This is a genomic window from Arthrobacter sp. Y3221048 (assembly GCF_059092685.1).
Genome location: NZ_JBNHHX010000004.1, coordinates 137,582 through 158,725 on the forward strand (window position 1 = coordinate 137,582; position 21,144 = coordinate 158,725).

General features: G+C 68.3%; 23 protein-coding genes. 4 read left to right on the plus strand and 19 right to left on the minus strand.

Going from position 1 to position 21,144, the window contains the following annotated elements; translation table 11 throughout:
* Positions 1–5 precede the first annotated feature (5 nt).
* Both AC5RVS_RS13175 and AC5RVS_RS13180 read left to right on the plus strand, forming a co-directional pair.
* Positions 6–1,409 carry an NAD(P)/FAD-dependent oxidoreductase gene (locus AC5RVS_RS13175; protein WP_494108474.1) on the plus strand — a complete coding sequence of 468 codons (1,404 nt, stop codon included), beginning with the start codon at positions 6–8 and terminating at the stop codon, positions 1,407–1,409.
* 77 nt (positions 1,410–1,486) lie between these two features.
* Positions 1,487–1,849, plus strand: coding sequence for a cupin domain-containing protein (locus AC5RVS_RS13180; protein WP_494108475.1), 363 nt, complete (start codon positions 1,487–1,489; stop codon positions 1,847–1,849).
* Positions 1,850–1,888: 39 nt separating this feature from the next.
* Here the strand turns inward: AC5RVS_RS13180 and AC5RVS_RS13185 are convergent, their stop codons facing one another.
* From AC5RVS_RS13185 to ffh, 15 genes are all read right to left on the minus strand, one after another.
* Positions 1,889–2,212 (minus strand): DUF2469 domain-containing protein, encoded by a 324-nt coding sequence (locus AC5RVS_RS13185; protein WP_494108476.1) that lies wholly within the window; start codon positions 2,210–2,212, stop codon positions 1,889–1,891.
* A 33-nt stretch (positions 2,213–2,245) separates the two neighbouring features.
* Positions 2,246–2,944: a ribonuclease HII gene (gene rnhB, locus AC5RVS_RS13190; RefSeq protein ID WP_494108477.1), complete on the minus strand. Its 699-nt coding sequence runs from the start codon at positions 2,942–2,944 to the stop codon at positions 2,246–2,248.
* Entirely contained in the window at positions 2,941–3,753 is an 813-nt protein-coding gene (gene lepB / locus AC5RVS_RS13195; RefSeq protein ID WP_494108478.1) for a signal peptidase I, read from the minus strand. Before lepB (AC5RVS_RS13195) ends, rnhB begins: the two co-directional genes overlap by 4 nt.
* A 5-nt stretch (positions 3,754–3,758) precedes the next feature.
* Positions 3,759–4,469: a signal peptidase I gene (gene lepB, locus AC5RVS_RS13200; protein WP_494108479.1), complete on the minus strand. Its 711-nt coding sequence runs from the start codon at positions 4,467–4,469 to the stop codon at positions 3,759–3,761.
* Positions 4,470–4,501: 32 nt separating this feature from the next.
* The gene (gene rplS / locus AC5RVS_RS13205) at positions 4,502–4,861 is read right to left on the minus strand and encodes a 50S ribosomal protein L19 (protein ID WP_493941266.1); all 360 of its coding nucleotides are present in this window, start codon (positions 4,859–4,861) and stop codon (positions 4,502–4,504) included.
* 338 nt (positions 4,862–5,199) lie between these two features.
* The gene (trmD, locus tag AC5RVS_RS13210; protein ID WP_494108480.1) at positions 5,200–6,084 is read right to left on the minus strand and encodes a tRNA (guanosine(37)-N1)-methyltransferase TrmD; all 885 of its coding nucleotides are present in this window, start codon (positions 6,082–6,084) and stop codon (positions 5,200–5,202) included.
* Positions 6,085–6,633, minus strand: coding sequence for a ribosome maturation factor RimM (gene rimM / locus AC5RVS_RS13215; protein ID WP_494108481.1), 549 nt, complete (start codon positions 6,631–6,633; stop codon positions 6,085–6,087).
* Positions 6,634–6,743: 110 nt separating this feature from the next.
* Positions 6,744–6,983, minus strand: coding sequence for an RNA-binding protein (locus AC5RVS_RS13220; protein WP_493977361.1), 240 nt, complete (start codon positions 6,981–6,983; stop codon positions 6,744–6,746).
* Positions 6,983–7,411: a 30S ribosomal protein S16 gene (rpsP, locus tag AC5RVS_RS13225; protein WP_493977360.1), complete on the minus strand. Its 429-nt coding sequence runs from the start codon at positions 7,409–7,411 to the stop codon at positions 6,983–6,985. Before rpsP ends, AC5RVS_RS13220 begins: the two co-directional genes overlap by 1 nt.
* A gap of 228 nt (positions 7,412–7,639) precedes the next feature.
* Complete coding sequence (locus AC5RVS_RS13230) at positions 7,640–8,125, minus strand: hypothetical protein (protein ID WP_494108482.1); 486 nt, start codon at positions 8,123–8,125, stop codon at positions 7,640–7,642.
* A 69-nt stretch (positions 8,126–8,194) separates the two neighbouring features.
* Positions 8,195–9,082, minus strand: coding sequence for a VOC family protein (locus AC5RVS_RS13235; protein ID WP_493986951.1), 888 nt, complete (start codon positions 9,080–9,082; stop codon positions 8,195–8,197).
* A 66-nt stretch (positions 9,083–9,148) separates the two neighbouring features.
* The gene (locus tag AC5RVS_RS13240) at positions 9,149–10,390 is read right to left on the minus strand and encodes a hypothetical protein (protein WP_494108483.1); all 1,242 of its coding nucleotides are present in this window, start codon (positions 10,388–10,390) and stop codon (positions 9,149–9,151) included.
* Positions 10,391–10,413: 23 nt separating this feature from the next.
* On the minus strand, positions 10,414–11,127 hold the full coding sequence (locus AC5RVS_RS13245) for an alpha/beta hydrolase (RefSeq protein WP_494108484.1): 714 nt from the start codon (positions 11,125–11,127) through the stop codon (positions 10,414–10,416).
* A 10-nt stretch (positions 11,128–11,137) separates the two neighbouring features.
* On the minus strand, positions 11,138–11,695 hold the full coding sequence (locus tag AC5RVS_RS13250) for an NUDIX hydrolase (RefSeq protein WP_494108485.1): 558 nt from the start codon (positions 11,693–11,695) through the stop codon (positions 11,138–11,140).
* A gap of 196 nt (positions 11,696–11,891) precedes the next feature.
* Positions 11,892–13,478, minus strand: coding sequence for a signal recognition particle protein (gene ffh / locus AC5RVS_RS13255; protein ID WP_494108486.1), 1,587 nt, complete (start codon positions 13,476–13,478; stop codon positions 11,892–11,894).
* Positions 13,479–13,765: 287 nt separating this feature from the next.
* On the opposite strand from ffh, the gene AC5RVS_RS13260 reads away from it, so the two are divergent.
* Positions 13,766–15,160, plus strand: coding sequence for a glucose-6-phosphate dehydrogenase (locus tag AC5RVS_RS13260; RefSeq protein WP_494108685.1), 1,395 nt, complete (start codon positions 13,766–13,768; stop codon positions 15,158–15,160).
* A 23-nt stretch (positions 15,161–15,183) separates the two neighbouring features.
* Here AC5RVS_RS13260 and AC5RVS_RS13265 read toward each other — a convergent pair whose 3' ends face one another.
* The 4 genes from AC5RVS_RS13265 to AC5RVS_RS13280 all read right to left on the minus strand — a co-directional run bounded on the left by AC5RVS_RS13265 (position 15,184) and on the right by AC5RVS_RS13280 (position 19,467).
* Entirely contained in the window at positions 15,184–16,899 is a 1,716-nt protein-coding gene (locus tag AC5RVS_RS13265; protein ID WP_494108487.1) for an HNH endonuclease signature motif containing protein, read from the minus strand.
* A gap of 153 nt (positions 16,900–17,052) precedes the next feature.
* On the minus strand, positions 17,053–17,484 hold the full coding sequence (locus tag AC5RVS_RS13270; protein ID WP_494108488.1) for a DUF4383 domain-containing protein: 432 nt from the start codon (positions 17,482–17,484) through the stop codon (positions 17,053–17,055).
* Positions 17,485–17,827: 343 nt separating this feature from the next.
* Positions 17,828–18,166 carry a P-II family nitrogen regulator gene (locus AC5RVS_RS13275; protein ID WP_494108489.1) on the minus strand — a complete coding sequence of 113 codons (339 nt, stop codon included), beginning with the start codon at positions 18,164–18,166 and terminating at the stop codon, positions 17,828–17,830.
* A complete protein-coding gene (locus AC5RVS_RS13280; RefSeq protein WP_494108490.1) occupies positions 18,163–19,467 on the minus strand; it encodes an ammonium transporter in 1,305 nt (434 codons plus the stop codon). The genes AC5RVS_RS13275 and AC5RVS_RS13280 overlap by 4 nt, the downstream gene beginning before the upstream one ends.
* A gap of 387 nt (positions 19,468–19,854) precedes the next feature.
* Here AC5RVS_RS13280 and AC5RVS_RS13285 point away from each other — a divergent pair, with 387 nt between their 5' ends.
* Positions 19,855–21,120, plus strand: a complete 1,266-nt coding sequence (locus AC5RVS_RS13285; RefSeq protein WP_493986942.1) for an MFS transporter — start codon at positions 19,855–19,857, stop codon at positions 21,118–21,120.
* Positions 21,121–21,144: the final 24 nt, after the last annotated feature.

Consider the following 21,144-nt stretch of genomic DNA (forward strand, 5'->3'; position numbering starts at 1 on the left):
ACACCATGAGCAAAAAACTGATCAACGAGACGGCCTCGACGGTCAACGGCAACGTCTCCTTCTGGTTTGCCGAGGGCGGGCTGCCCACACCCCGGCCGGCCCTGGCCGGGGACACGACGGCGGACGTCGCCATCGTCGGCGCCGGCTACACCGGGCTGTGGACGGCGTACTACCTCAAGAAGGCCCGGCCGGAGCTCGACGTCGTCGTGCTCGAGAGCCGCTTCGCCGGCTTCGGTGCCTCGGGCCGCAACGGCGGCTGGTTAACCAACAGCATCACCGGCGGCCGCGGCCAGTACGTCAAGGCGCACGGCCGTGCGCTGGTGGGCCGGTTCCAGACGCTGCTGAACGAGACCGTGGATGAGGTCATCGCCGTCGCCGGCGCGGAGGGCATCGACGCCGGTGTCCGCAAGGGCGGGGAGCTGAATGTGGCCCGCAACCCGGCCCAATTGGCACGGCTCAAGGCCCTGGCCGCAGCCGAAGCCGAGTGGCCCGAGTCCGGCGTCCGCCTGCTGAGCGCGGCGGAAAGCAACGAGCGGGTCCGGATCGCCGGCACGCTCGGCGCCATCCACCAGCCGCACTGCGCCCGGATCCATCCGTCCAAGCTGGTACGCGGCCTGGCGGAGAGGGTGGAAGCACTCGGGGTGCGGATCTACGAGGACACCACCGTCACCGAGATCAGCCCCCGGCTGGCGCGGACGGAAAACGGTGACGTCCAGGCCGAGTACATCCTGCGGGCGACGGAGGGCTTCACCGCGAACCTGAAGGGGTCGCACCGCGAATGGCTGCCGATGAATTCGTCGATGATCGCCACCGAACCCCTCGGCGACGGCGTCTGGGCGGCGATCGGGTGGAATGACTTCGACACCGTGGGCGACATGGCGCATGCCTACATGTACGCCCAGCGCACGGCCGATAACAGAATTGCGCTCGGCGGACGCGGTGTCCCCTACCGGTTTGGCTCCAAGACCGACACGGACGGGGCCACCCAGCCCGAAACCATCCAGAACCTGACCGCGATCCTGCATGACATGTTCCCGGCGGCCCGCGGTGCACGCATCGACCATGCCTGGGCCGGCGTGCTGGGCGTCCCGCGCGACTGGAAGGCCACCGTCGGACTGGACCGGGAAACCGGCATCGGCTGGGCCGGCGGGTACGTCGGCACCGGCGTGACCGCGACGAACCTGGCCGGCCGGACGCTGCGGGACCTGGTCCTGGGCTCGGAGAGCGAACTGACCACCATGCCGTGGGTGAACCGCCGGGTGCGCAAATGGGAAGTGGAACCGCTGCGCTGGATTGCCGTCCAAGCCCTGTACGCGGCGTACTACGCCGCAGACAAGTCGGAAAACTCCGGCCGCACGTCCACATCCCCCATCGCCAAGGCCGCAGACCTCATCTCCGGCCGCGCCTGAAGTACTTCGCGCTGGTCGAGCAGCGCAAGCACCGCCCTGCTCGACCAGCGCGGATCACCCCTGAGAAAGGATCAACCATGTCCATTGACACCATCCACCTCCCCTCGGCACCCCACGCCGTGCTCGGAGCGTCCGCGCCCAAGCCCACGGCGGTCACCGTAGACCAGCACGAGGCATCCCTGGAGGTCTGGAGCGCGGACAGCCTGAACGTGGGCATCTGGGAGTGCTCCCCCGGTTTGTTCACCGCGGTGCGGGACGGCTACCACGAGGTCTGCCAGATCCTGGCCGGGCGGGTAACGATCACCGCCGAGGGGCAGAAACCGGTGGAAGTGGGCGCCGGCGACACCGTTGTCATGCCCGCCGGTTGGAAGGGCACGTGGGAGGTCCACGACACCGTCCGGAAAACCTACATCACCCTGGACGGGGTCGGCGGCCAGTAGCCGGTCAGCTGCCGTAGCCGGTCAACGGCCGGTAGCCGGTCAGCTGCCGAGCCCGTCCTTGGGCAGGGTGAGGTCGTCGTTCTTGGCAAGTTCCTCGACGTTGACGTCCTTAAACGTGATCACGCGGACGGATTTTACGAACCGGGCGGAACGGTAGACGTCCCAGACCCACGCGTCCTGCAGGGTCAGGTCGAAGTAGATCTCGCCGTCGGCAGAGCGCGCCTGCAGGTCCACGTGGTTGGCCAGATAGAAGCGGCGCTCGGTTTCCACGACGTAGCTGAACAGGCCGGCGACATCGCGGTACTCCCGGTAGAGCTGCAGCTCCATGTCGGTCTCGTAGTTCTCAAGGTCTTCGGCGCTCATGTATCCATCCTGCCCCAGATTGCCCGGCGGCGTTTACTCCGCGAGTTCGACGGCGGGCATCAGCGGTTGCTCGGGGGTGAGCCGCCAGCTTCTGCGGTGCAGCTCCGAGGGGCCGATGCCCTGCAGGGCGGCTCGGTGCGCGGGAGTGGCGTAGCCCTTGTTGATGTCCCAGGCGTAGTCCGGGTAGTCGGAGGCGTAGCCGGTCATCATGGCGTCGCGCTCCACCTTGGCCAGCACGCTGGCGGCCGCCACGCTGAGGCACTGCAGGTCCGCCTTGATCCTGGTCCGGACCGGCGCGTCGCAGCCGGGCTGCGCGACGTCGTCGAAGAGCGACGGTTCCCCGGCCGACAGCCAGTCGTGGTTGCCGTCCAGGATCACGATGTCCGGGCGCGCGGTGGCCAGCACCTGGCCCCAGGCGCGCGCACCGGCCAGCCGCAGGGCCGCCATCAGGCCCAGCGCATCGATTTCCGCCGCGCTGGCGTGTCCCACCCCGTAGGCCGTCGCCCACTTCTGGATCTTGGGCACCAGGGCCACCCGGTCCGCCGGGCTGAGCAGTTTGCTGTCGCGGACGCCGCGGATTTGTTTGGCCGAGGTCGCGTCGATGGCCACCATCCCTACGCTGACCGGTCCGGCCAGGGCTCCGCGGCCCACTTCGTCCGCACCGGCGACCAGCCGATGCCCGGCCTCGACGAAGGAACGCTCAAAGCGCAGCGTGGGGGCCCTGCCGGTCACTGTGACTCGTCCTGCCGGGCCAAGGCCGGCTGCTCCGTGCCGGAAGCCTCGGACGGTTCCGGGACGCCGTCGAACACTTCCGGATAATTGCCCAGGAAGCCCAGCCGGTCCAACGGCCAGGCGATGACGCTGGCCTTGCCTTCGACGGACTCAAGGTCCACGAAGCCCTGCGACGCCTCGTCCTGATGCTCGCGCGAGTCCGCGGAATGGTTCCGGTTATCGCCCATGACCCAGATTTTACCCTCGGGCACAGTCACATCGAAGGGAATCCGGGTGTTGTCCGAGCCCGGCGCGAGGTAGGGATCCTCGTCCAGCGGCTCCCCGTTGACCGAGATGCGGCCATCGGCGTCGCAACAGACCACCTGGTCGCCGCCGAGGCCAATGACGCGCTTCACCAGGTGCTGCTGGGACGCATCAGGCATCAGCCCGACGAAGGTGAGGATCTGCTGGAACCAGTTGCCGGCGTCGTCCATGCCGTTCGGAGGCAGCCAACTGAGCTTGTCCTGGAAAACCACCACGTCGCCGCGGCTGAGCTCGAACGGCTGCGGGACCAACAGGTTCACGAAGATCCGGTCGTCCACCTCCAGCGTGTCCTCCATGGAGGTCGACGGAATGAAGAAGGCGCGGAAGAGGAACGTCTTGATCAGGAAAGAAAGGACGACGGCGACCGCGACGATCGTGGCGATCTCCTTCAGCCACGACACCAGGGAGTTCCGCCCGGCGCTCTTGCGTTCGCTTTTGCGTTCGCGCTTCCGCGGCCCGGAGGCATCCGGCTGGTACCCGCCAGTGTCCTTCGGGTCCTGGTCCATACTCACTATCCTCGATTCTCCGCCGGCTGGGCATCCAACTGTATCCGGTCCAGCCCGGCCATCCGGTCGAGCGGCCAGATGATGCTCAGCGGGCGGCCAATGACGCGCTCCACAGGGACCATGCCGCCGCCGGGCGCGCCGAGGAGGGCCCGCGAATCGGCCGAGGCCGACCGGTGGTCCCCCAATAACCACAATCTATCGTTGGGCACCTGGACGGAGAACTCCATCTCGCTGGGCGCGTCGCCGGGAAAGAGGTAGTCCTCCTGGACCGGTTCGCCGTTGACCAGCAGGCGCCCGTCCGGGCCGCAGCATTCGACGGAGTCGCCCGGCAGGCCGATCACGCGTTTCACGTAGATCGTGTCGCTGCCGGCAATTCCGAGCCACTGGCCGGCCTGGTGGAGGGCGTCCACGAACGGGGAATTGCCGCTGTTGAAGGGCGCGAACGAGCCCCGCCCGTCGAAGACCACCAGGTCACCCCGCCGGATCGCGCCGAGGTGGTAGTCGGTGCGGGAAACCAGCACACGGTCGCCGGTCTCCAGCAGCGGCTCCATCGACCCGGAGGGGATGTAGTACACGTCCAGCAGCGTGGCGCGAACGACGGAGCTGAGCACCACGGCGCAGGCCACGACGGCCAACACAAAACGCCAGCCCGGAAGTCCGGGCCGGCGTCTTGGTTGTTCCCCCGAAGCTTCGGGGGAACCAGAGAGGTGCTGCACTGCCTAGGTCAAGAAGTTGCCGGTGGGCAACTTTACTTGGCGGTGCCGAAGTCGCGCTTCTCCTTGATGCGGGCTGCCTTGCCGTGCCGCTTGCGCATGTAGTACAGCTTGGCGCGGCGCACGTCGCCCTTGGTCACGACCTCGATGTGGTCGATGATCGGGGAGTGTACCGGGAAGGTACGCTCCACGCCCACGCCGAAGGAAACCTTGCGGACCGTGAAGGTCTCACGGACACCATGGCCCTGGCGGCCCATGACGAAACCCTGGAAAACCTGGATACGGGCGGTCTTGCCTTCGATGATGTTCACGTGCACCTTGACGGTGTCGCCGGCGCGGAACTCGGGAACGTCGCTGCGCAGGGATGCTGCGTCAACAGAGTCGAGGATATGCATTGCTCACTCCTGGTGAACGCCACAGGTCATTCACTTTGGTCACGGCGCGACGGTCAGGCAGATGCCTGCAACAGTCGCTGCCGAAATTCAAGAACCGGCCATCCGGGAATCGGCGGCCGGAGAGTCCGGCTGTTGGCAACGCTCCCCCTGTGGCAGGAACGTGCCCAGCGGACACAATCCTTTATTTTGCCACACGGCACGGCCCAAGCTCTAATTCCGGCGCGGCTGAAGCTCCGGGTGCGCCGGAACCCGGTACCGGCGCGCCCGTCAGGTACCGTCGCCGAGGCCAGGGGCAGCAACCCCCTGAGCTGGCGCCAGATGACCGTCTGCCTGCGAGATCAGGAGGTATGCGGGGTGTTCTCGACGGCATCCCCCGACCTCGCCGGAACCGGAACGACCTGATCCGGCGTGACGGTGTAGCCGAGTTTGGCCAGGGTGGCGCGGTCCTGCTTGTCCAGGGTCTCCGGATCCAGCGCCAGGATCAGGTCCGGGCGGCGCTCGGCGGTGCGGCGCAGCTGTTCGTCGCGGCGGTGCCGGGCGATCTTGGCGTGGTTGCCGCTGAGCAGCACGTCCGGGATCCCGCGGCCGCGCCACTCGGAGGGTTTGGTGTAGACCGGATACTCCAGCAGCCCGTCGGAATGGGACTCCTCCACCAGCGAGTCGGGGTTTCCGACGACGCCGGGAATGAGCCGGCCCACGGCCTCGACCATCGCCAGCACGGCGACCTCTCCCCCGTTAAGCACGTAATCGCCGAGGCTGACCGGGCGGACCCGGAAATGCCCGTCCGCCCAGTCGAGGACGCGCTCGTCGATGCCCTCGTAGCGGCCGCAGGCGAAGACCAGGTGGTCCTCCGCGGCGAGCTCGTAGGCGAGGGCCTGGTTGAAGACCTCGCCGGCCGGGGACGGGACGATCAGGACGGGTCGCGCGGCGGCCGGTTCGGGGACCCTGTCCGCGGCGGGATCCGGGCGGGCCGACAGGTCTGGGCCGGAGCACGCGGCAACGACCACCGACTCGAGCGCCTGCGCCCAGGGTTCGGGCTTCATGACCATGCCGGCGCCGCCGCCGTACGGGGTGTCATCGACGGTGCGGTGGCGGTCGGTGGTGAAGTCGCGCAGGTCGTGGACCTGCAGCTGCAGCAGCCCGTCCTGGCGCGCCTTGCCGATCAGCGACAGATCGAGCGCGGCCAGGTACTCCGGAAAGATGCTGACGACGTCGATGCGCACCTAGCGCTCCCCCTCGCCGTCGTCGGGGGTCTCCTGCGCGTCAGGGGAGTTCAGCTCGAACAGCCCGGCCGGCGGCGTGAGCCGGACGAAGCCCGCTTCCACGTCCACCTCCGGCACGATCTCCTCGACGAACGGCACCAGGACTTCCCCGCCGTTCAGGTCCTCCACGATCAGCAGGTCCTGGGCGGGCATGGTGTTCAGGCCGGAGACCTTGCCCACCACGTCTTCCCCGACGCGCACGTCGAGGCCGACGAGCTCGTGTTCGTACCAGGCGTCGTCGTCGTCCTCGACGTCCTCGGTGTCGACAAAGAGCCTGGCGCCACGGAGTTCTTCGGCGCCGTTGCGGTCGGCGACTTCATGGAAACCCAGCAGCAGGATGTCTTTGTTCCAGCGGGCACTGCGCACCGTCAGCGGCCCCAGGCCGGCCGGCTCCACGGTCAGCTCGACGTCGGGAACGAAGCGATCGGCCGGAGCGTCGGTCAGCACCTGGACCGTAACTTCGCCCCGAATGCCGTGCGGCTTGCCGATCCGGGCAACTTGTACCTGCATGCAGACTCCTCTGGAAGAAAAACGTCCGGCCCCTGGACCATTATCTGGTACAGGGGCCGGAGGTTATGGAATGGGTGCCCGGCTCGGTGCCGGGCAGGCGCCGATCCGGATCAGCGGCGGCGGTCGGTGTCGACCACATCCACGCGGACCTGGTCATCGGCCAAGGCGTTCACTACCGTGCGCAGTGCGCGGGCGGTGCGGCCCTGGCGGCCGATGACGCGGCCCAGATCCTCCGGATGAACACGCACCTCGATGATGTCACCGCGGCGGTTGCTCTTCTGCGTTACTTTGACGTCGTCAGGACTGTCAACGATCCCGCGGACCAGATGATCGAGCGCTTCGGCCAGCATTACTCAGCCTTTTCGGCTTCGTCTGCGGCTGCTTCCTCGGCCGGAGCCTCGGCAGCTTCTTCCTTCTTGGCCTTCGGGGTGATGGCCTCGGGGACGATCACGGAATCCTTTTCGGGAGCCACGAAGGCTTCCTTGGCAGCCTTGGTCTTGAGGGTGCCTTCCTGGCCCTCAATGCCCTTGAACTTCTGCCAGTCGCCCGTGATCTTGAGCAGAACTTCGGCCTGCTCGGTCGGCTGGGCGCCGACGCCGAGCCAGTACTGGGCACGCTCGGAGTTGATCTCGATGAACGAGGGCTCTTCGGTCGGGTGGTACTGCCCGATCTCTTCGATGGCACGGCCGTCGCGCTTGGCGCGGGCATCCATGACAACGACGCGGTAGTGGGCAGAGAACTTCTTACCGAAGCGCTTAAGGCGAATCTTTACGGCCACTGTTGTGGTCACTCCTGGTTCTGAAAATGGGCGAACCCGTATGTCTGCTCCCGTGGGGCGGGCCATGGTTGGGGTTCAAAGGACAAGATACACACGCGGAGAGAGGGGCCGCGCAGATCGAGTACCTGTCTATTGTGCCAGATAGGAACCAATCCGCGCGACTTGGCGACGGCGGCGCGTTGCCGCCGGTTCGGCGGCGGGCACCCGAGGCCGTTGGGCCCGGGAACGTCAGGCTTCGGCGGTCGTGGACCAGACGTAGAGCTGCTGGCGTTCGGCCTGCTCCGCCTGCGACGCCAGCTGCGCAATCCGGCGCACGTTGTCTTCGGCGATGGCGCCGCTGAACGGCATGTCCTCTTCGGCGGCCCACCGCGAGGCGACCTCCGGGATCAAGGAGGCACCGTCGTCGTCGGTGTAGGTCAGCAGTTCCGCCAGCGACTGGACCATGGCATCCGGGGCGACCATCAGGTAGTCGCTGGAGACGTCGGCCATGTCCAGGGCCTCGCCGCCGGCGGCGCCGACGGCCTTGGCAGCCAGGCCGCCGAGGATTTCGACCTCCAGGTCGGTGACCCCATTGAGGCGAAGGCTGGGCGCATCCTCGACCTGGGCCATTGGCCCGTCGGTTTCCCCACGGGAGTCGACGCTGGCCTCGAGCTCGGCGGCGCGCCGGACGGCGACATCGTGGGTGGCGACGAAGATTTCGGTGGTTCCGGACATCTGCAGGTCCTTCCGCGGCTAGACCGAGTGGTTCCTCTTCAGCCTAGCCGCACCGGGCGGGATTCCGCCTCAGCCGACGGCGACGCGCAACTGGTTGCGCCACGGATCCTCGAAGCGCAGCTCGGCCCCGGTGTGGTGGTTGGCGATGCCGGCGCTGGTGAGGCGTTCGGTCAGGGCGCCGACCTCGTCCTCAGTCGGCACGTGGATCAGCACCTCGCCCAGGCCCAGGGTGTCCTTGCGCGGCCCGGCGCCGCGGCTGTTCCAGACGTTCATGGCCATGTGGTGGTGGTAGCCGCCGGCGGCGACGAACAGTGCCTGGCCATGCCAGCCGGCGGTGCGTTCGAAACCGAGGGTCTTCACGTAGAACTCCTCGGCGACGTTTGTGTCGCCGACCTGCAGGTGCACGTGGCCGATTCCGGCGCCGGCCCCGCGCTGGCTGGCGAGGGACTCCTCGGTGAGGTGGCTCTGCAGGTAGGTCTGGGGGTTGAGGGCCAGGCTGTCCATGTGGACCTCCTTGCCGTCGGCGGTCTCATTCCAGGACCACTGGTCGCGCGGGCGGTCCCAGTAGAGCTCGATGCCGTTGCCCTCCGGGTCGGTGAAGTAGAACGCCTCGCTGACCAGGTGGTCGGCGCTGCCGGCGAACCGGGAGGGATCGGTCTGCGCCGCGGTGGCCACGGTGGCGGCCAGGTCCGACTGGTTCTCGAACAGGAAGGCGGTGTGGAACAGCCCGGCCTCGCCACGGGACGGCAGCTGCAGCCCGTTGGCCGGAGCCAGGTGGAGCAGCGGCGTGGTGCCGCGGCCCAGGAAAACCCCGCCCAGACCCTCCGAGACAGGATCCAGCCCCAGCGCCTGCTGGTAGTAGTTGGTCATGTTCTTCATATCGCCGACCTTGAGCATCACGGTGCCCATGCTGAGGTCGCCGGAGAGCAGGTCCTGGGGATTTACTTGAATGTTCATGCAATTAACAATACTTGAAGCTTCACGTTTATTCCAGTCCGGGGCTCCCGCGGGCGTATCCGGGGTTCAGCGGCGGCGCCGGTACGCCAGGTAGCTGCCCAGCGCCACGTCTCCGGCCGCCTGCAGCACCAGCCCCAGGGCGCCGGCGCGCAAGAACCGGGAGCCGGCGGGCCGGCGTCCGGCGGCGCGGAACAGCAGGGCGGCGCCGGTGGCAGCCGCGGCGGCGCTGCCGGCCAGCAGGCCGGGGCGCGCGACGACGGCGCGCTGCCACGCCGCCAACGGTCCCCTGCCTTCCGCCGGGGTGCTGGCCAGTTCCAGCAGTGCCCTGCCGATCGACTGGACCGGGATCGATTCCATCCCGGGCACCCGGTCGGGCTGCAGCGACCCTTCGGCGAGCCGGGCGGCGACCGGGGGCAGTTGCAGCAGTTGGCCCGCGCGGGCCAGGATCCCGGGCTCGTCCGGGGAGGCCATCAGCTCCTGCAGCCCCTCAACGGCGCCCGGTGCCAGGCCGAGCACATCGCTGAGCCGCTGCGTGTCGGGTCCTTCCGGATGCACAATCCGGCCGAGCAGCCGCAGCGCCTCGGCGTCGGCCCGGGACGCCGAAGGGAACGGCTTGGCCGGCGCCTCCCAGGCATGCCAGAAGCTGGTGTCCGGGTCGCTCCGCGTGCCGGGCAGCCATGCCTCGACCGCGCGGAAGCCGTCCAGATCCATCAGCGCCACAATCGGTTTGGCCGAGGCCGGCCAGTTGTAGAGCCCGGGTGCCGCCTCCCCGTAGACCAACACGATCCGCTGGCCGGGTGCGGCCCCGTCGGGCCTGCCCGCGTCGGGCTCCAGGACATGAAGTTCTACACCGTTGAGGGCGCCGAACATCATCAGGTCCTCGCGCCGGAACTTGCCCACCAGCACGGTGCGCAGCTCGGCCGCGTCCGGCACTGTGGGCTCCTCGGCCTCGTCCGGTTCCGGCACGGCATCCACTTCCAGCGCAGCATCGGGTGCGGGTGCCTCGTATTCGACGCCGTCAATCTCCACGGCCGCCCCCAGGTCGGCGGAGAGCCCGCGGACCAAGGCCGCGACGTCGGGCCCCGGCACTGCCTGGCCGGCCGGATCCAGGACGGCGGCGCGTTGCTCCCCGTTCACGGCCAGCAGCACAGAGACCACGCTGTCGCCTGCCTGCGGGGCGCCGCCGGCAAAGGCGCCGAGCAGCGAGCGGTCGGTGAGTTGCTGCTGCAGGGCCGCGACGCCGGCCTCGTCCAGCGGCCACGGCCACCACAGCTGTCCTGACGCTGGTTCCCAGCCTGATTCATTCATAGCTCAACGCTAGCAACCAATGATCAGTCCGGCAGTGCTGCCCCGGCCAGGAAGGCCGTCAGCAGGGCATGGCCCCGGTCCGTGTCCTGCGGGCGGTGGTGTCCGCCGGCGTGGCGGTGGACGGCGCCTGTCCCCGCCAGGTATTCGGCCACTTCCTCGTACAGCGGTTCCCAGCCGCCGGTGACCACCAGGGTGGGCAAGCCGGGGACGATGTGCAGCGGCGCCTGCCAGGGCGGAGACTGCAGGCGGACCCGCATCGCCTGTGTCCGGTCGGCCGCGGTGGCCAGCGGCAGCGCCTCGACGCCGACCACCAGCCGGACGAAGGCACGCTGGTATTCCTCGTCGGTCAGCTCCCGCCGCGCGTCGAACAACGGCTCCAGCCGTTCGCGGTAGGCACGGGTGGCCGGCAAATCCGCGGTCAGGGACAGGCAAGCGGGTTCGAACAGCGTGAGCGAGTGCACCCTGGTTGGGTGATCGACCGCGGCCATCATCGCCGCGACGGCGCCCTGCGCGTGGGCTACGACGTGGGCCCCCGGGCCCAGATGTCGGCCGACGATCCGGGCGTCCTCGTCGAAGTCCGTCGGGCGGGGTTCTGTTTGGGGGTCAAACCCGTGGCGGCGCAGGAACAGGCAGTCGTAGCGTCCGGCCAGGCGGTGCTGGTGCGGCCAGGCCGCGGCTCCGAAGCTGTCGGTGCCGTGGACAAAGACCACCCGCTCTCCGCTGCCTCTGACTGCCATGGGAGAAATACTAGACGCCGGAACCCACGGTTCCCTTCGAGTCGCCCGCGGCCTCCAGCGCCCAGACGTGGGGCACCAATTCGCGTTCCGGGACGCGCCGCTGCCCGGTCCGCAGCACCTGCCCGTGGCGCAGTTCAACCACGGTGAGCAGTTCGTGGGCCCGGAGCCCAGCGGCCAGCTGGGCGGATTGCGCCGGGTCCAGGACGGCTTCGGCCTGCTCGACCGGCAGGAAGACCGCCTGTCCCCCGGCACCGGCGGCGAGTTCACCGCCGTCGTAGGTTCCGCCGTCGTACACAAAGGTGATGGCTTCCGCGGCCTCGCCGTCCATCGGCTGGTAATCCAGCGCGAGGATGCGCCCGGGTGGTACGAGCAGTAAGGACTCGGCGAGCACCCGGGCGGCTGCCGCCCGCGGGTCCTCGCCGGGCAGGACCGGCGCCGCCGGCAGCGAGGGGCCGCCGGGATTATCCACCAGCACCACGGAACCGCCGACACTGCGGACGATCACAGCGACGGTGTCCCGCCGCGTTCCGGGCCGGCCGCCGTCGGCGCCGCGTGCCTGCTCTGCCACAAAACTCCTTCGCTGCGCTGCCGCGGGTGGGACCGCTTTCGCCGGGGCGAAGAAAGCCGCCCGGCCAACGATCCGCGTGATGCCGGTACGTGTCCGCGTTGATACGATTCGACACCCAGCTTACCTTCCGGCGCATGGAAAGTGCCCCGCCGGATAAACGACGGGGCACTTACGTGCAACGGTACAGTCTTCGCGGCTACTTGCCGAGGAACTTCTCAAAGCCCTTGGGAAGGTTCAGCGCCGACGGGTCGAAGTCCTGCCCGTCCTGCGGGGCGCCGAAGGCGCTTCCCGCGGGAACGGATGCCTTGTTCTTGCGGCGTTCCTCGGCCTCGCGCAGCTCCTGTGCCGCCTTGGCCGGGTTGCCGGAGCGGGCCTTCTTCTTGCCCTTGGCGGTTTGCTGCTTCTTCCGTGCGCCGCCGAAGCCGCCCGGCCCGGCCACGCCGGGCATGCCCGGGATGCCGCCGCCCTGGGCCATCTTCTTCATCATCTTCTGCGCCTGGCCGAAGCGCTCCAGCAGGCCGTTGACCTCGGAGACGTGCACGCCCGAGCCCTTGGCGATGCGGGCGCGGCGGGAGCCGTTGATGATCTTCGGGGCAACGCGCTCGTGCGGGGTCATCGACCGGACGATCGCCTCCACGCGGTCGATTTCGCGTTCATCGAAGTTCTCCAGCTGCTGGCGCATGTTGGCGGCACCCGGCATCATCATGAGCATCTTTTTCATCGAGCCCATTTTGCGGATCTGCTGCATCTGGGCGAGGAAGTCGTCGAGGGTGAAGTCTTCCTGGTCGGCGAACTTCTGCGCCATCCGTTCGGCTTCGCCCTTGTCCCAGGACTTCTCCGCCTGCTCGATCAGGGTGAGCATGTCGCCCATGTCCAGGATGCGGTTGGCCATCCGGTCCGGGTGGAAGATCTCGAAGTCGTCCAGGTTTTCGCCGGTGGAAGCGAACATCACCGGCTTGCCGGTGACCGACGCAACGGAGAGCGCCGCGCCGCCGCGGGCATCGCCGTCGAGCTTGGAGAGGACCACGCCGGTGAAGTTGACGCCCTCGTTGAAGGCCTGCGCGGTGTTGACCGCGTCCTGGCCGATCATCGCGTCAATCACGAAGAGCACTTCGTCCGGGTTGACGGCGGCGCGGATGTCAGCCGCCTGCTGCATCATCTCGGCGTCCACGCCCAACCGGCCGGCGGTGTCCACGATGACCACGTCGTAGAGCTTTTGCCGCGCCTCGGCCACGCCGTCGCGGGCCACGGCCACCGGATCACCGGTGACGGCGTCGAACTCGGACTGCACGCCGGGGTGCGGGGCGTAGACCGGCACGCCGGCGCGCTGGCCGTTGACCTGGAGCTGGGTCACGGCATTGGGGCGCTGCAGGTCGGCGGCCACCAGCAGCGGGCTGTGGCCCTGGCCCTTGAGCCACTTGGACAGCTTGCCCGCCAGGGTGGTCTTGCCGGCGCCCTGCAGGCCGGCGAGCATGATCACCGTCGGCGGGGTCTTGGCCAGTTTGATGCGCCGGGTCTCGCCGCCGAGGATGTTGACCAGCTCGTCGTTGACGATCTTGACGACCTGCTGGGCGGGGTTCAGCGCCGCGGCGACTTCTTCGCTGAGCGCGCGTTCCTTCACGTGGGCCGTGAACTCGCGCACCACGGGCACGGCGACGTCGGCGTCGAGCAGGGCACGCCGGATTTCGCGCACGGTGGCGTCGACGTCGGCCTCGGACAGCCGTCCCTTGCCGCGCAGATTCTTGAAGGTTGAGGCCAACCGGTCAGAGAGTGAATTGAACACGGGCCGTGTCTACTTTCGTCGATCTGGTTCACAGTCCCCGGGCCGCGCCGGAGTTCAGCACTTAAGGGTATCAACTGGCGGTGGCAGCAGTCGCGCCGGCCACCCCGGTTGACTCCCGTGCGGACCGAGTGCCCTTGGGCAGCCGGGCGCTCATGCTGCCGACGGACCGTTCCCCCTAACTGTAGTGCCGTGGCAAGGTGGGAAACGTGAGCGTTGAACAGACCCAGACACAGGAACAGACCCAAACCGAGGCCGTGTCCTCCCCCGCTGCCGACGGACCGCTGCAGATCCGCACGTTGCTGATTTTGGGAGCTTCCGGCGACCTGACCGGCCGGCTGCTGCTGCCCGGGCTGGGCAAATTGATCGCGCAAGGCAGGACCAGCGGACTGAAAGTGGTGGGCGCTGGCTCGGACGACTGGGACGAGGGCAGGTGGCAGGAACGCGTCCGAGGCGCCTTCGAAGCCTGCGCAGGTGCCGCGAACGACGACGGACGGCGGCAACTGATCGACGTCCAGGAGAACACCCGGTACCACTCGGTGGACGTGACGGCGGAAGGTGCACTGGCGGAATTGCTGGCCGCGCTGGATGGTCCGGTTGCCGTGTTCTTTGCCCTGCCGCCCGCGGTCAGCCAGAAAGCCTGCGAGATACTCCGGCCCGAGGACGTACCGGAGGGAACCCGGTTGGTGTTGGAAAAGCCGTTCGGCTCCAGCCGTAGATCGGCCGCATCGCTGAACAAGACGCTGTTGAAGCTGGTGCCGGAGGACCATATCCACCGGGTGGACCACTTCCTGGGCAAGGCGACGGTCTTCAACATCCTCGGCCTGCGCTTTGCCAACCGCCTGCTGGAGCCGCTGCTCAGCAATGAACATGTGGCGAAGGTTGAGATCTTTTACGATGAGTCGTTGGCTTTGGAGGGCCGCGCCCGTTACTACGACGGCGCCGGCGCGCTGCGTGACATGATCCAGAGCCACCTGCTGCAGGTGATGGCGCTGACCGCCCTGAACGCCCCGGCCACCATCAAGGAACGGGACCTGCGCGACCATATCGGCAGCGTCCTCCGTGCCAGCAGCATCAACCCGGATTTCGCCAAGAGCACGCGGCGTGCCCGCTACACGGCCGGGCGGATCGGCGACCGCGACATTCCGGACTATGCCGCCGAACAGGGCGTGGACCCGGTCAGGAAGACCGAAACCCTGGCCGAGGTTGAAGTTTCGATCAACAACTCCCGGTGGTCCGGCGTGCCGTTCATCTTGCGCTCGGGAAAGGCTTTGGGCAAGCCGCAGAAGGAAGTGATCATCACCTTCAAGCCGGTCAACCACCTGCCAACGGGCTTCAAGGGCATCGACGCCCCGACGCGGCTGCGGATTGGCCTCGGACCGGAAACCCTTCAACTGGAGATCGACGTGAACGGCCCCGGCGACATCTTCACGCTGGACCGGGCGGTCATGAGCGCCGACCTGCACTCGGCCGACCTGCTGCCCTACGGCGAAGTGTTGGAAGGCGTGCTGCGCGGCGACCCGCTCCTGTCCGTCCGCGGAGATATCGCCGAGGACTGCTGGCGGATAGTCGAGCCCGTGCTGAAGGCCTGGGAGAAGGACGAAGTTCCGCTGGAAGAATACGAAGCGGGCAGCAACGGGCCCGCCGGCTGGGAAACTTCCCGGAGCGACAGGCCGCTCCCCTGACGGAGATCTAGAACGGTGAATATCTAGAACGGTGGCGGGGTACCGTCCCGTGGGCCGTCCGCGTCCGCGGCTCCGTGGCCACCAGTCTCGTCTCGGGGACTGTTTGCCCGGTCGTCCGGGCTTCCAGTGGCATCTCCCTCGCCGCCGGTGTCGCTATGGGAACTGTTGGCTCCGTCGTCCGGGCTTTCCGTGGCATTTCCTTCGCTGGGGGTCGAGGGGAGCGTGAGTGTCCAGCCGTCGTCGGGGGTGGTGGTGTGAGTGTGGCCGGAGCGCGTGGTGAAGTGGAGGGCGCCGTCGGGGTCCTGGGTGACGGTGGCACCGGCGTGGTGTTTGGCTTTGTGGTCGGGTTTGCATCTGGCGCTGAGGTTTTCGAGGACGGTTTTGCCGCCGTCTTCCCAGGCGATGGTGTGGTCGATGTCGCAGTGGTCGGCGGGGATGGTGCAGCCGTAGTCGCGGCAGTGCCGGTCGCGCAGTCGGACGAGGCGTTTAAGCCATTCAGGCGGGTGGCGCAGGTCTTTGGCGGCGGCGATGGCCTGGCCGTGGTCGTCGGTGAGCACGGTCAGCCAGGATTTGGCCAGGGCGGCAAGGTCGCGGGTCATGTCGGGCGGGATGGGCCCGTAGCCGGTGAGGTCGCCGGGTGCTTCGGCGAGCCGGAGCAACGTTGGCAGGGGCGCGGTGACGGCGACGGCGGCGGTCACGTTCCCGCCCCCGCAGGTACAGGGCCCCTGCCTTGCCCTCCCGGTGGCTGCTGCTGCGGCTCCCGTCCCGGACCCGGCTCCCGTCCCGGACCCGGCCACCGTTCCGGAGTCGGTCGCCAATCCCGGGCCGGTTGCCGCTTGGTTGGCGGCGGTTCCGGTGGTTGCGGCCGTGTCTGTGCCGGGCCGGTAGGCGCGGTCGGGGTAGCGGAGAAGCATGTCGGTGAACACATCGGCGCGGAGTTGGCCCAGGGTGCGGGTTTCGTCGGCGGTCTGCAGTTTGCGGGCGTAGGCCTGCATCAGGTTGTAAGCGAGCAGGGCTTTGTCCGCGCTGGTGCGGATGTAGAGCTCGGCCATCCCGTCGTCCTGGGGCAGGTACTGGACGGTGCGGCGTTCCATCGCTGCTTTGTGCCGGGTTTCGAGGGGTTCGGGGTGCAGCCGGTCGCGGGCGGTGCGGGCCCGGGCCTGGACGGATTCCAACGTGATGGCACCGGCGCCCGGAACAACCTTGGCCTCGTACCCTGCCAAGACCTCGGACGGCAGGCCGGCGCCTTTGCGGGCGATGGCGGAGGCGCGGTCCAGATCGAGGTCGCCTTTGTCGAGGGCGGCGAGGGTGGCGGGCAGGCAGGTGGCAATCTGGTGGGCGTCGGCCAGTTCCGCTGCCGCGCGCTGGCGGGGCACGGCCAGGATGGGCGCGAGCTCGTGGGCGGCGTGCCGGCAGATCCCGTCCGGTGCCCCGGCCTCGGCGCCGGTGGCCGGGCGCAGCACCGCCATACGGTGCACGGCCCGCACCCTACGGGACTGGGTCCAGGCCTCGTGTTTGCGCACCGCCTGGAGGTAATCGAGGGTCGACCAGTCGTCCAAGGTAGCCGGGTCGGTGCCCGCGAGCAGACCGGCCAATTCCGCCGGCCCCAGTTCCTCCCAATCCTCCGCCCACCCCTGCCGCGCCGGTACCGAAACCGCAGCGGCACCGTCGTCGGGCACGGCAGGGGTGCCGGAGAATTCCTCCGGCTCCTGTGCCTCGTCGAACGGTTCCGCTGCCATACTTCAACGCTACGCAGCACGAGCCTCGACTAGAACAAAAGTTCGATGTATGGGGATGACGGCCGGCCGTCGTGGGCTTGTGGAGGACGAGTCGTAGGGCAGGCTGTACCAGCGGGGCCGGTTAGGAACCTCGCCATGACATTGGCGAGGTTCCTAACCGGACCTCGGCCTTCCAATCACCACCGGGCCTCTGAGCAGACCGAGGAAGAACAGCACTGCGCCGAGCACTAAATGGAACCAGTTGTCGCTAACCCCCGCCGGAACCCACGTCTCCGATCCGTAGCGGGCGTTGATCAGGCCGTACAGGGCGGCCAACAGGTTGAACAGCCCCAGTGCCATGAAGGTGACTTTGGCAGCACCGGCCCGCTTTGCCGTAACCAGGAGCAAGGCCGCGAAAAGCAGCAGCAACACGTTGTGTAAAACCGAGATGGCCAACAGCCCGAAGAGCTGGGCGTCCGGCCCGTTTCCTGTTATACCGAGCTGGTCATAGTCGGCTGTTATGCCGGGGATGAAGCCAAGGACTGCCAGCACGGCTAGAACGATGGCTGAGATCCGTGCGGCTTTCTGGACTGGTGTGGACTGCATAGGTTCCCTTCCACATGGTGCCTGCCGTGGCGCCCATCCTAGTGGCGCGCCAATATCCCTGCTAGACCGCCCAGTGCCGTCCCGGCGGCGCCCATCCTAGTGGCGCAGCCGGACTCCGGCTATGCCGCCCGGTGCCGTAACAGTGCTGTGGCAGCCAAACCCCCTGCTGCCGACCTGTGCAGTTCCGACGCCGTTCCCCCGGTGCCGAGGGGCGCCGCTGAGGACAGGGGCGCCGCGGAGGACAGAACCGAGCGCCGCCGTCGTTATCAGCACGACAGAACCCTTCCGGCACCGCCAGGAGATGACGGTGCCGGAAGGGTTCATCATGTTGTGGTTCGAAGTCTCAGATGGCTGCCTCGCCGCGTTCGCCGGTGCGGACGCGGACCGCTTCCTGCACATCCACCAGCCAGACCTTGCCGTCGCCCGCGCGGCCGGTGTTGGCCGTTGCCACGAGGACGTCGACGATGTCGTCGGCCAGGTCGTCCGCCACGAGGACCTCGACGCGGACCTTGGGCAGCAGGTCCACGGTGTATTCGGCGCCGCGGTAGACCTCCGTGTGGCCGCGTTGGCGCCCGTACCCGCTGGCCTGGCTGACGGTCAGCCCTTGGACTCCGTAGCTTTCCAAGCTGTTGCGGACTGCGTCCAGCTTTTCCGGCCGGATGATGGCGGTGACGAGTTTCATGCGCTGACCTCTTCCTTGATCGTGCTGCGGGCGCTGGGGTCGGTTGCCGGGTGCGGGATGAAGGTTCCGCCGGTGCCCAGGCCGCCGAATTCGTAGGCGGATTCGGCGTGCTGGGCAAGGTCCACGCCGGCGACCTCATCCTCTTCGGTCACCCGGAAGCCAAGGGTTTTGTGGATCGCCAAGCCGATGATCACTGTCATCACGCCACAGAACAGCATGGAGACCGCCGCCGCCACGGACTGCGCCCCCAGTTGGGCGGCACCGCCGCCGTAGAAGAGGCCGCCGCCTGCACCCTCGACCGGCAGGGCGATGAAGCCCAGGGCCAGCGTTCCGACCAGCCCGGCGACCAGGTGGACGCCCACCACATCCAGCGAGTCGTCGTAGCCCAGCCTGTACTTCAGCCCGACCGCCAGCGCGGCCAGCACTCCGGCCACCAGGCCCAGGCCCACCGCCCCCACGGGGGAAACATTGGCGCAGGCCGGCGTGATCGCCACCAGCCCCGCGACAACGCCCGAAGCCGCCCCGAGGGAGGTGGGACGGCCGTCGCGGAGGCGCTCGGTCACCAGCCAGCCCGCGATGGCCGCCGCCGGGGCGACCATGGTGTTGACCCAGATCAGGCCGGCTTCCTGCGCCGTGCCCGCCGCTCCCCCGTTGAACCCGAACCAGCCGAACCACAGCAGGGCGGCACCGATCATCACCAGCGGAATGTTGTGCGGGCGCTGTGCCGGGTCCTTGCCGAAGCCCTTGCGCTTGCCCAGGATCAGGGCCAGGACCAGGCCGGCGACACCGGCGTTGATATGCACCACCGTGCCGCCGGCGAAATCGATCGCCTCGCCCGCCCAGGCACCGATGACCCCCTCGGCGCCAAGCAATCCGCCGCCCCAGACCATGAAGGCCAGCGGGCAGTAAACCAAAGTGACCCAGACCGGTACGAAGACCGCCCAGGCACTGAACTTGGCGCGATCGGCGATGGCACCGGAGATCAGCGCCACCGTGATGATGGCGAACGTGGCACCATAGCCGGCACTGATCAGGTCCCCGGTGTTGAGCAACCCCTCCAGGCCGAACGCGGCGAACGGATTGCCGAAGAGTTGCGCCACGCCCACGCCGCCGCTCATCGAGTAACCCCAGAGCACCCAGACCACCGCCACCAGCGCGACGGCGGAAAAGCTCATCATCATCATGTTCAGGGCCGATTTGGCCCGCGTCATTCCGCCGTAGAAAAATGCCAGTCCCGGCGTCATGAGCAGCACCATGGCCGCCGAAAGCATCACCCAGACGTGACCCGCTGACAGATCCATTTTCACGTCCCCTCGTTCGTTGGCGGGCAACTTCCCGCCGATGAACCAAGACTGCCGACGGCGTGTTTCGGCCAACCAGATGCTTCGTTGCGGCCGCGTTACAAGAAACCAGCGCAGGTAAAACCCGTGCAACCGTCGTGTTTCGGCATTGTTTCGGGCGGCACAGAGCGGCGGCGCAGAAAGCGGCACCGAGGACGACGGCGGCGCGCGGCCCGAGTCCGGCACAGAGGACGACGGCGGCGGCAGAGTCCCGCACCGAGTCCGGCACAGAGGACGACGGCGGCGCGCGGCCCGGGGCCGGCACCGAGTCCGGCACAGAGGACGACGGCGGCGCGCGGCCCGGGGCCGGCACCGAGCGGGCGCGCGGGTCGGGCTACGCTGGTTGACATGCCAGTTTTCCGCCGCACGGCGCGTCAGTTCAGCCTGTCCGGCCACCAGCGTCCGGGCAAGCCGGCGCCTACTCCGATTCCTCGCGACATCAAGGTGCTGGTTGCCGCCGCCTTCGTCATCGCCCTGGGCTACGGACTGGTGGCTCCGGTCCTGCCGCAGTTTGCCGCAAGTTTCGACGTCGGCGTCGCGGCTGCCAGCATCATCGTCAGCGTGTTTGCCCTCGCCCGGCTGGTCTTCGCGCCCGCGGGCGGCGCCCTGGTGGGCCGCTGGGGTGAACGGAGGGTGTACCTAACCGGCCTGCTGATTGTCGCGGCTTCGACCGGCGCCTGCGCGCTGGCACAGGACTACTGGCAGTTGCTGATTTTCCGTGGCTTGGGCGGCCTCGGCTCCACCATGTTTACAGTCTCGGCCATGGCGCTGATCCTGCGGTTGGCCCCGCCGGACGGCCGCGGCCGGGTTTCCAGCCTCTACGCCGGCACGTTCCTGATGGGCGGCATCCTCGGCCCGGTGGCCGGCGGCCTGCTGGCCGGGTTCGGCCTGCGCATGCCGTTCGTGGTCTATGCCATCGCCCTGCTCGTGGCGGCAGCCGTCGTCGCCGTCATGCTCAAGAAACCGGCCGCCCGGACCGGCAACGACGCGCCGGCTCCCGAAACGATGGATCTGCGCGAGGCGCTCTCGGACCCGGGGTACCGCGCCGCCGTCGTGTCCGCTTTCGCCAATGGCTGGGCCACGTTCGGGGTCCGGATGGCGCTGATTCCGCTCTTTGCCGCGGCCGTGCTGGGTGCGGGCCCGGAGACTGCCGGGCTGGCGTTGGCCGTCTTCGCCGTCGGCAACGCGCTGGCGCTGACCTTCTCCGGCCGTCTCTCGGACACCGCCGGCCGCCGTCCCCTGGTGATTGCCGGGCTGACCATTGCCGGGCTGGCGATCGCAGCCATCGGGTTCACCGAGTCCGTCCCGGTGTTCGTGGCAGCCTCGGTCATCGCGGGTTTCGGATCCGGGCTGCTCGGGCCGGCGCAGCAGGCTGCCATTGCTGACATCATCGGCAACGACCGCAGCGGCGGGAAGGTGCTGGCCGTCTTCCAGATGGGCACCGACGCCGGTGCGATCATCGGCCCGGTCCTGGCCGGAGCGCTGGCCGACCGGCTCAATTATGCCTGGGCCTTCGGTGCCACCGGCGCCATCATGCTGGGCGCCGCCCTCCTCTGGCTGCTCTTCGGCCGCGAGACGCTGGTGAAGCCCCTCGAGGAGCCGGCCAGGGGCTGACTTCGGACGCGAGTGATGCTTCCC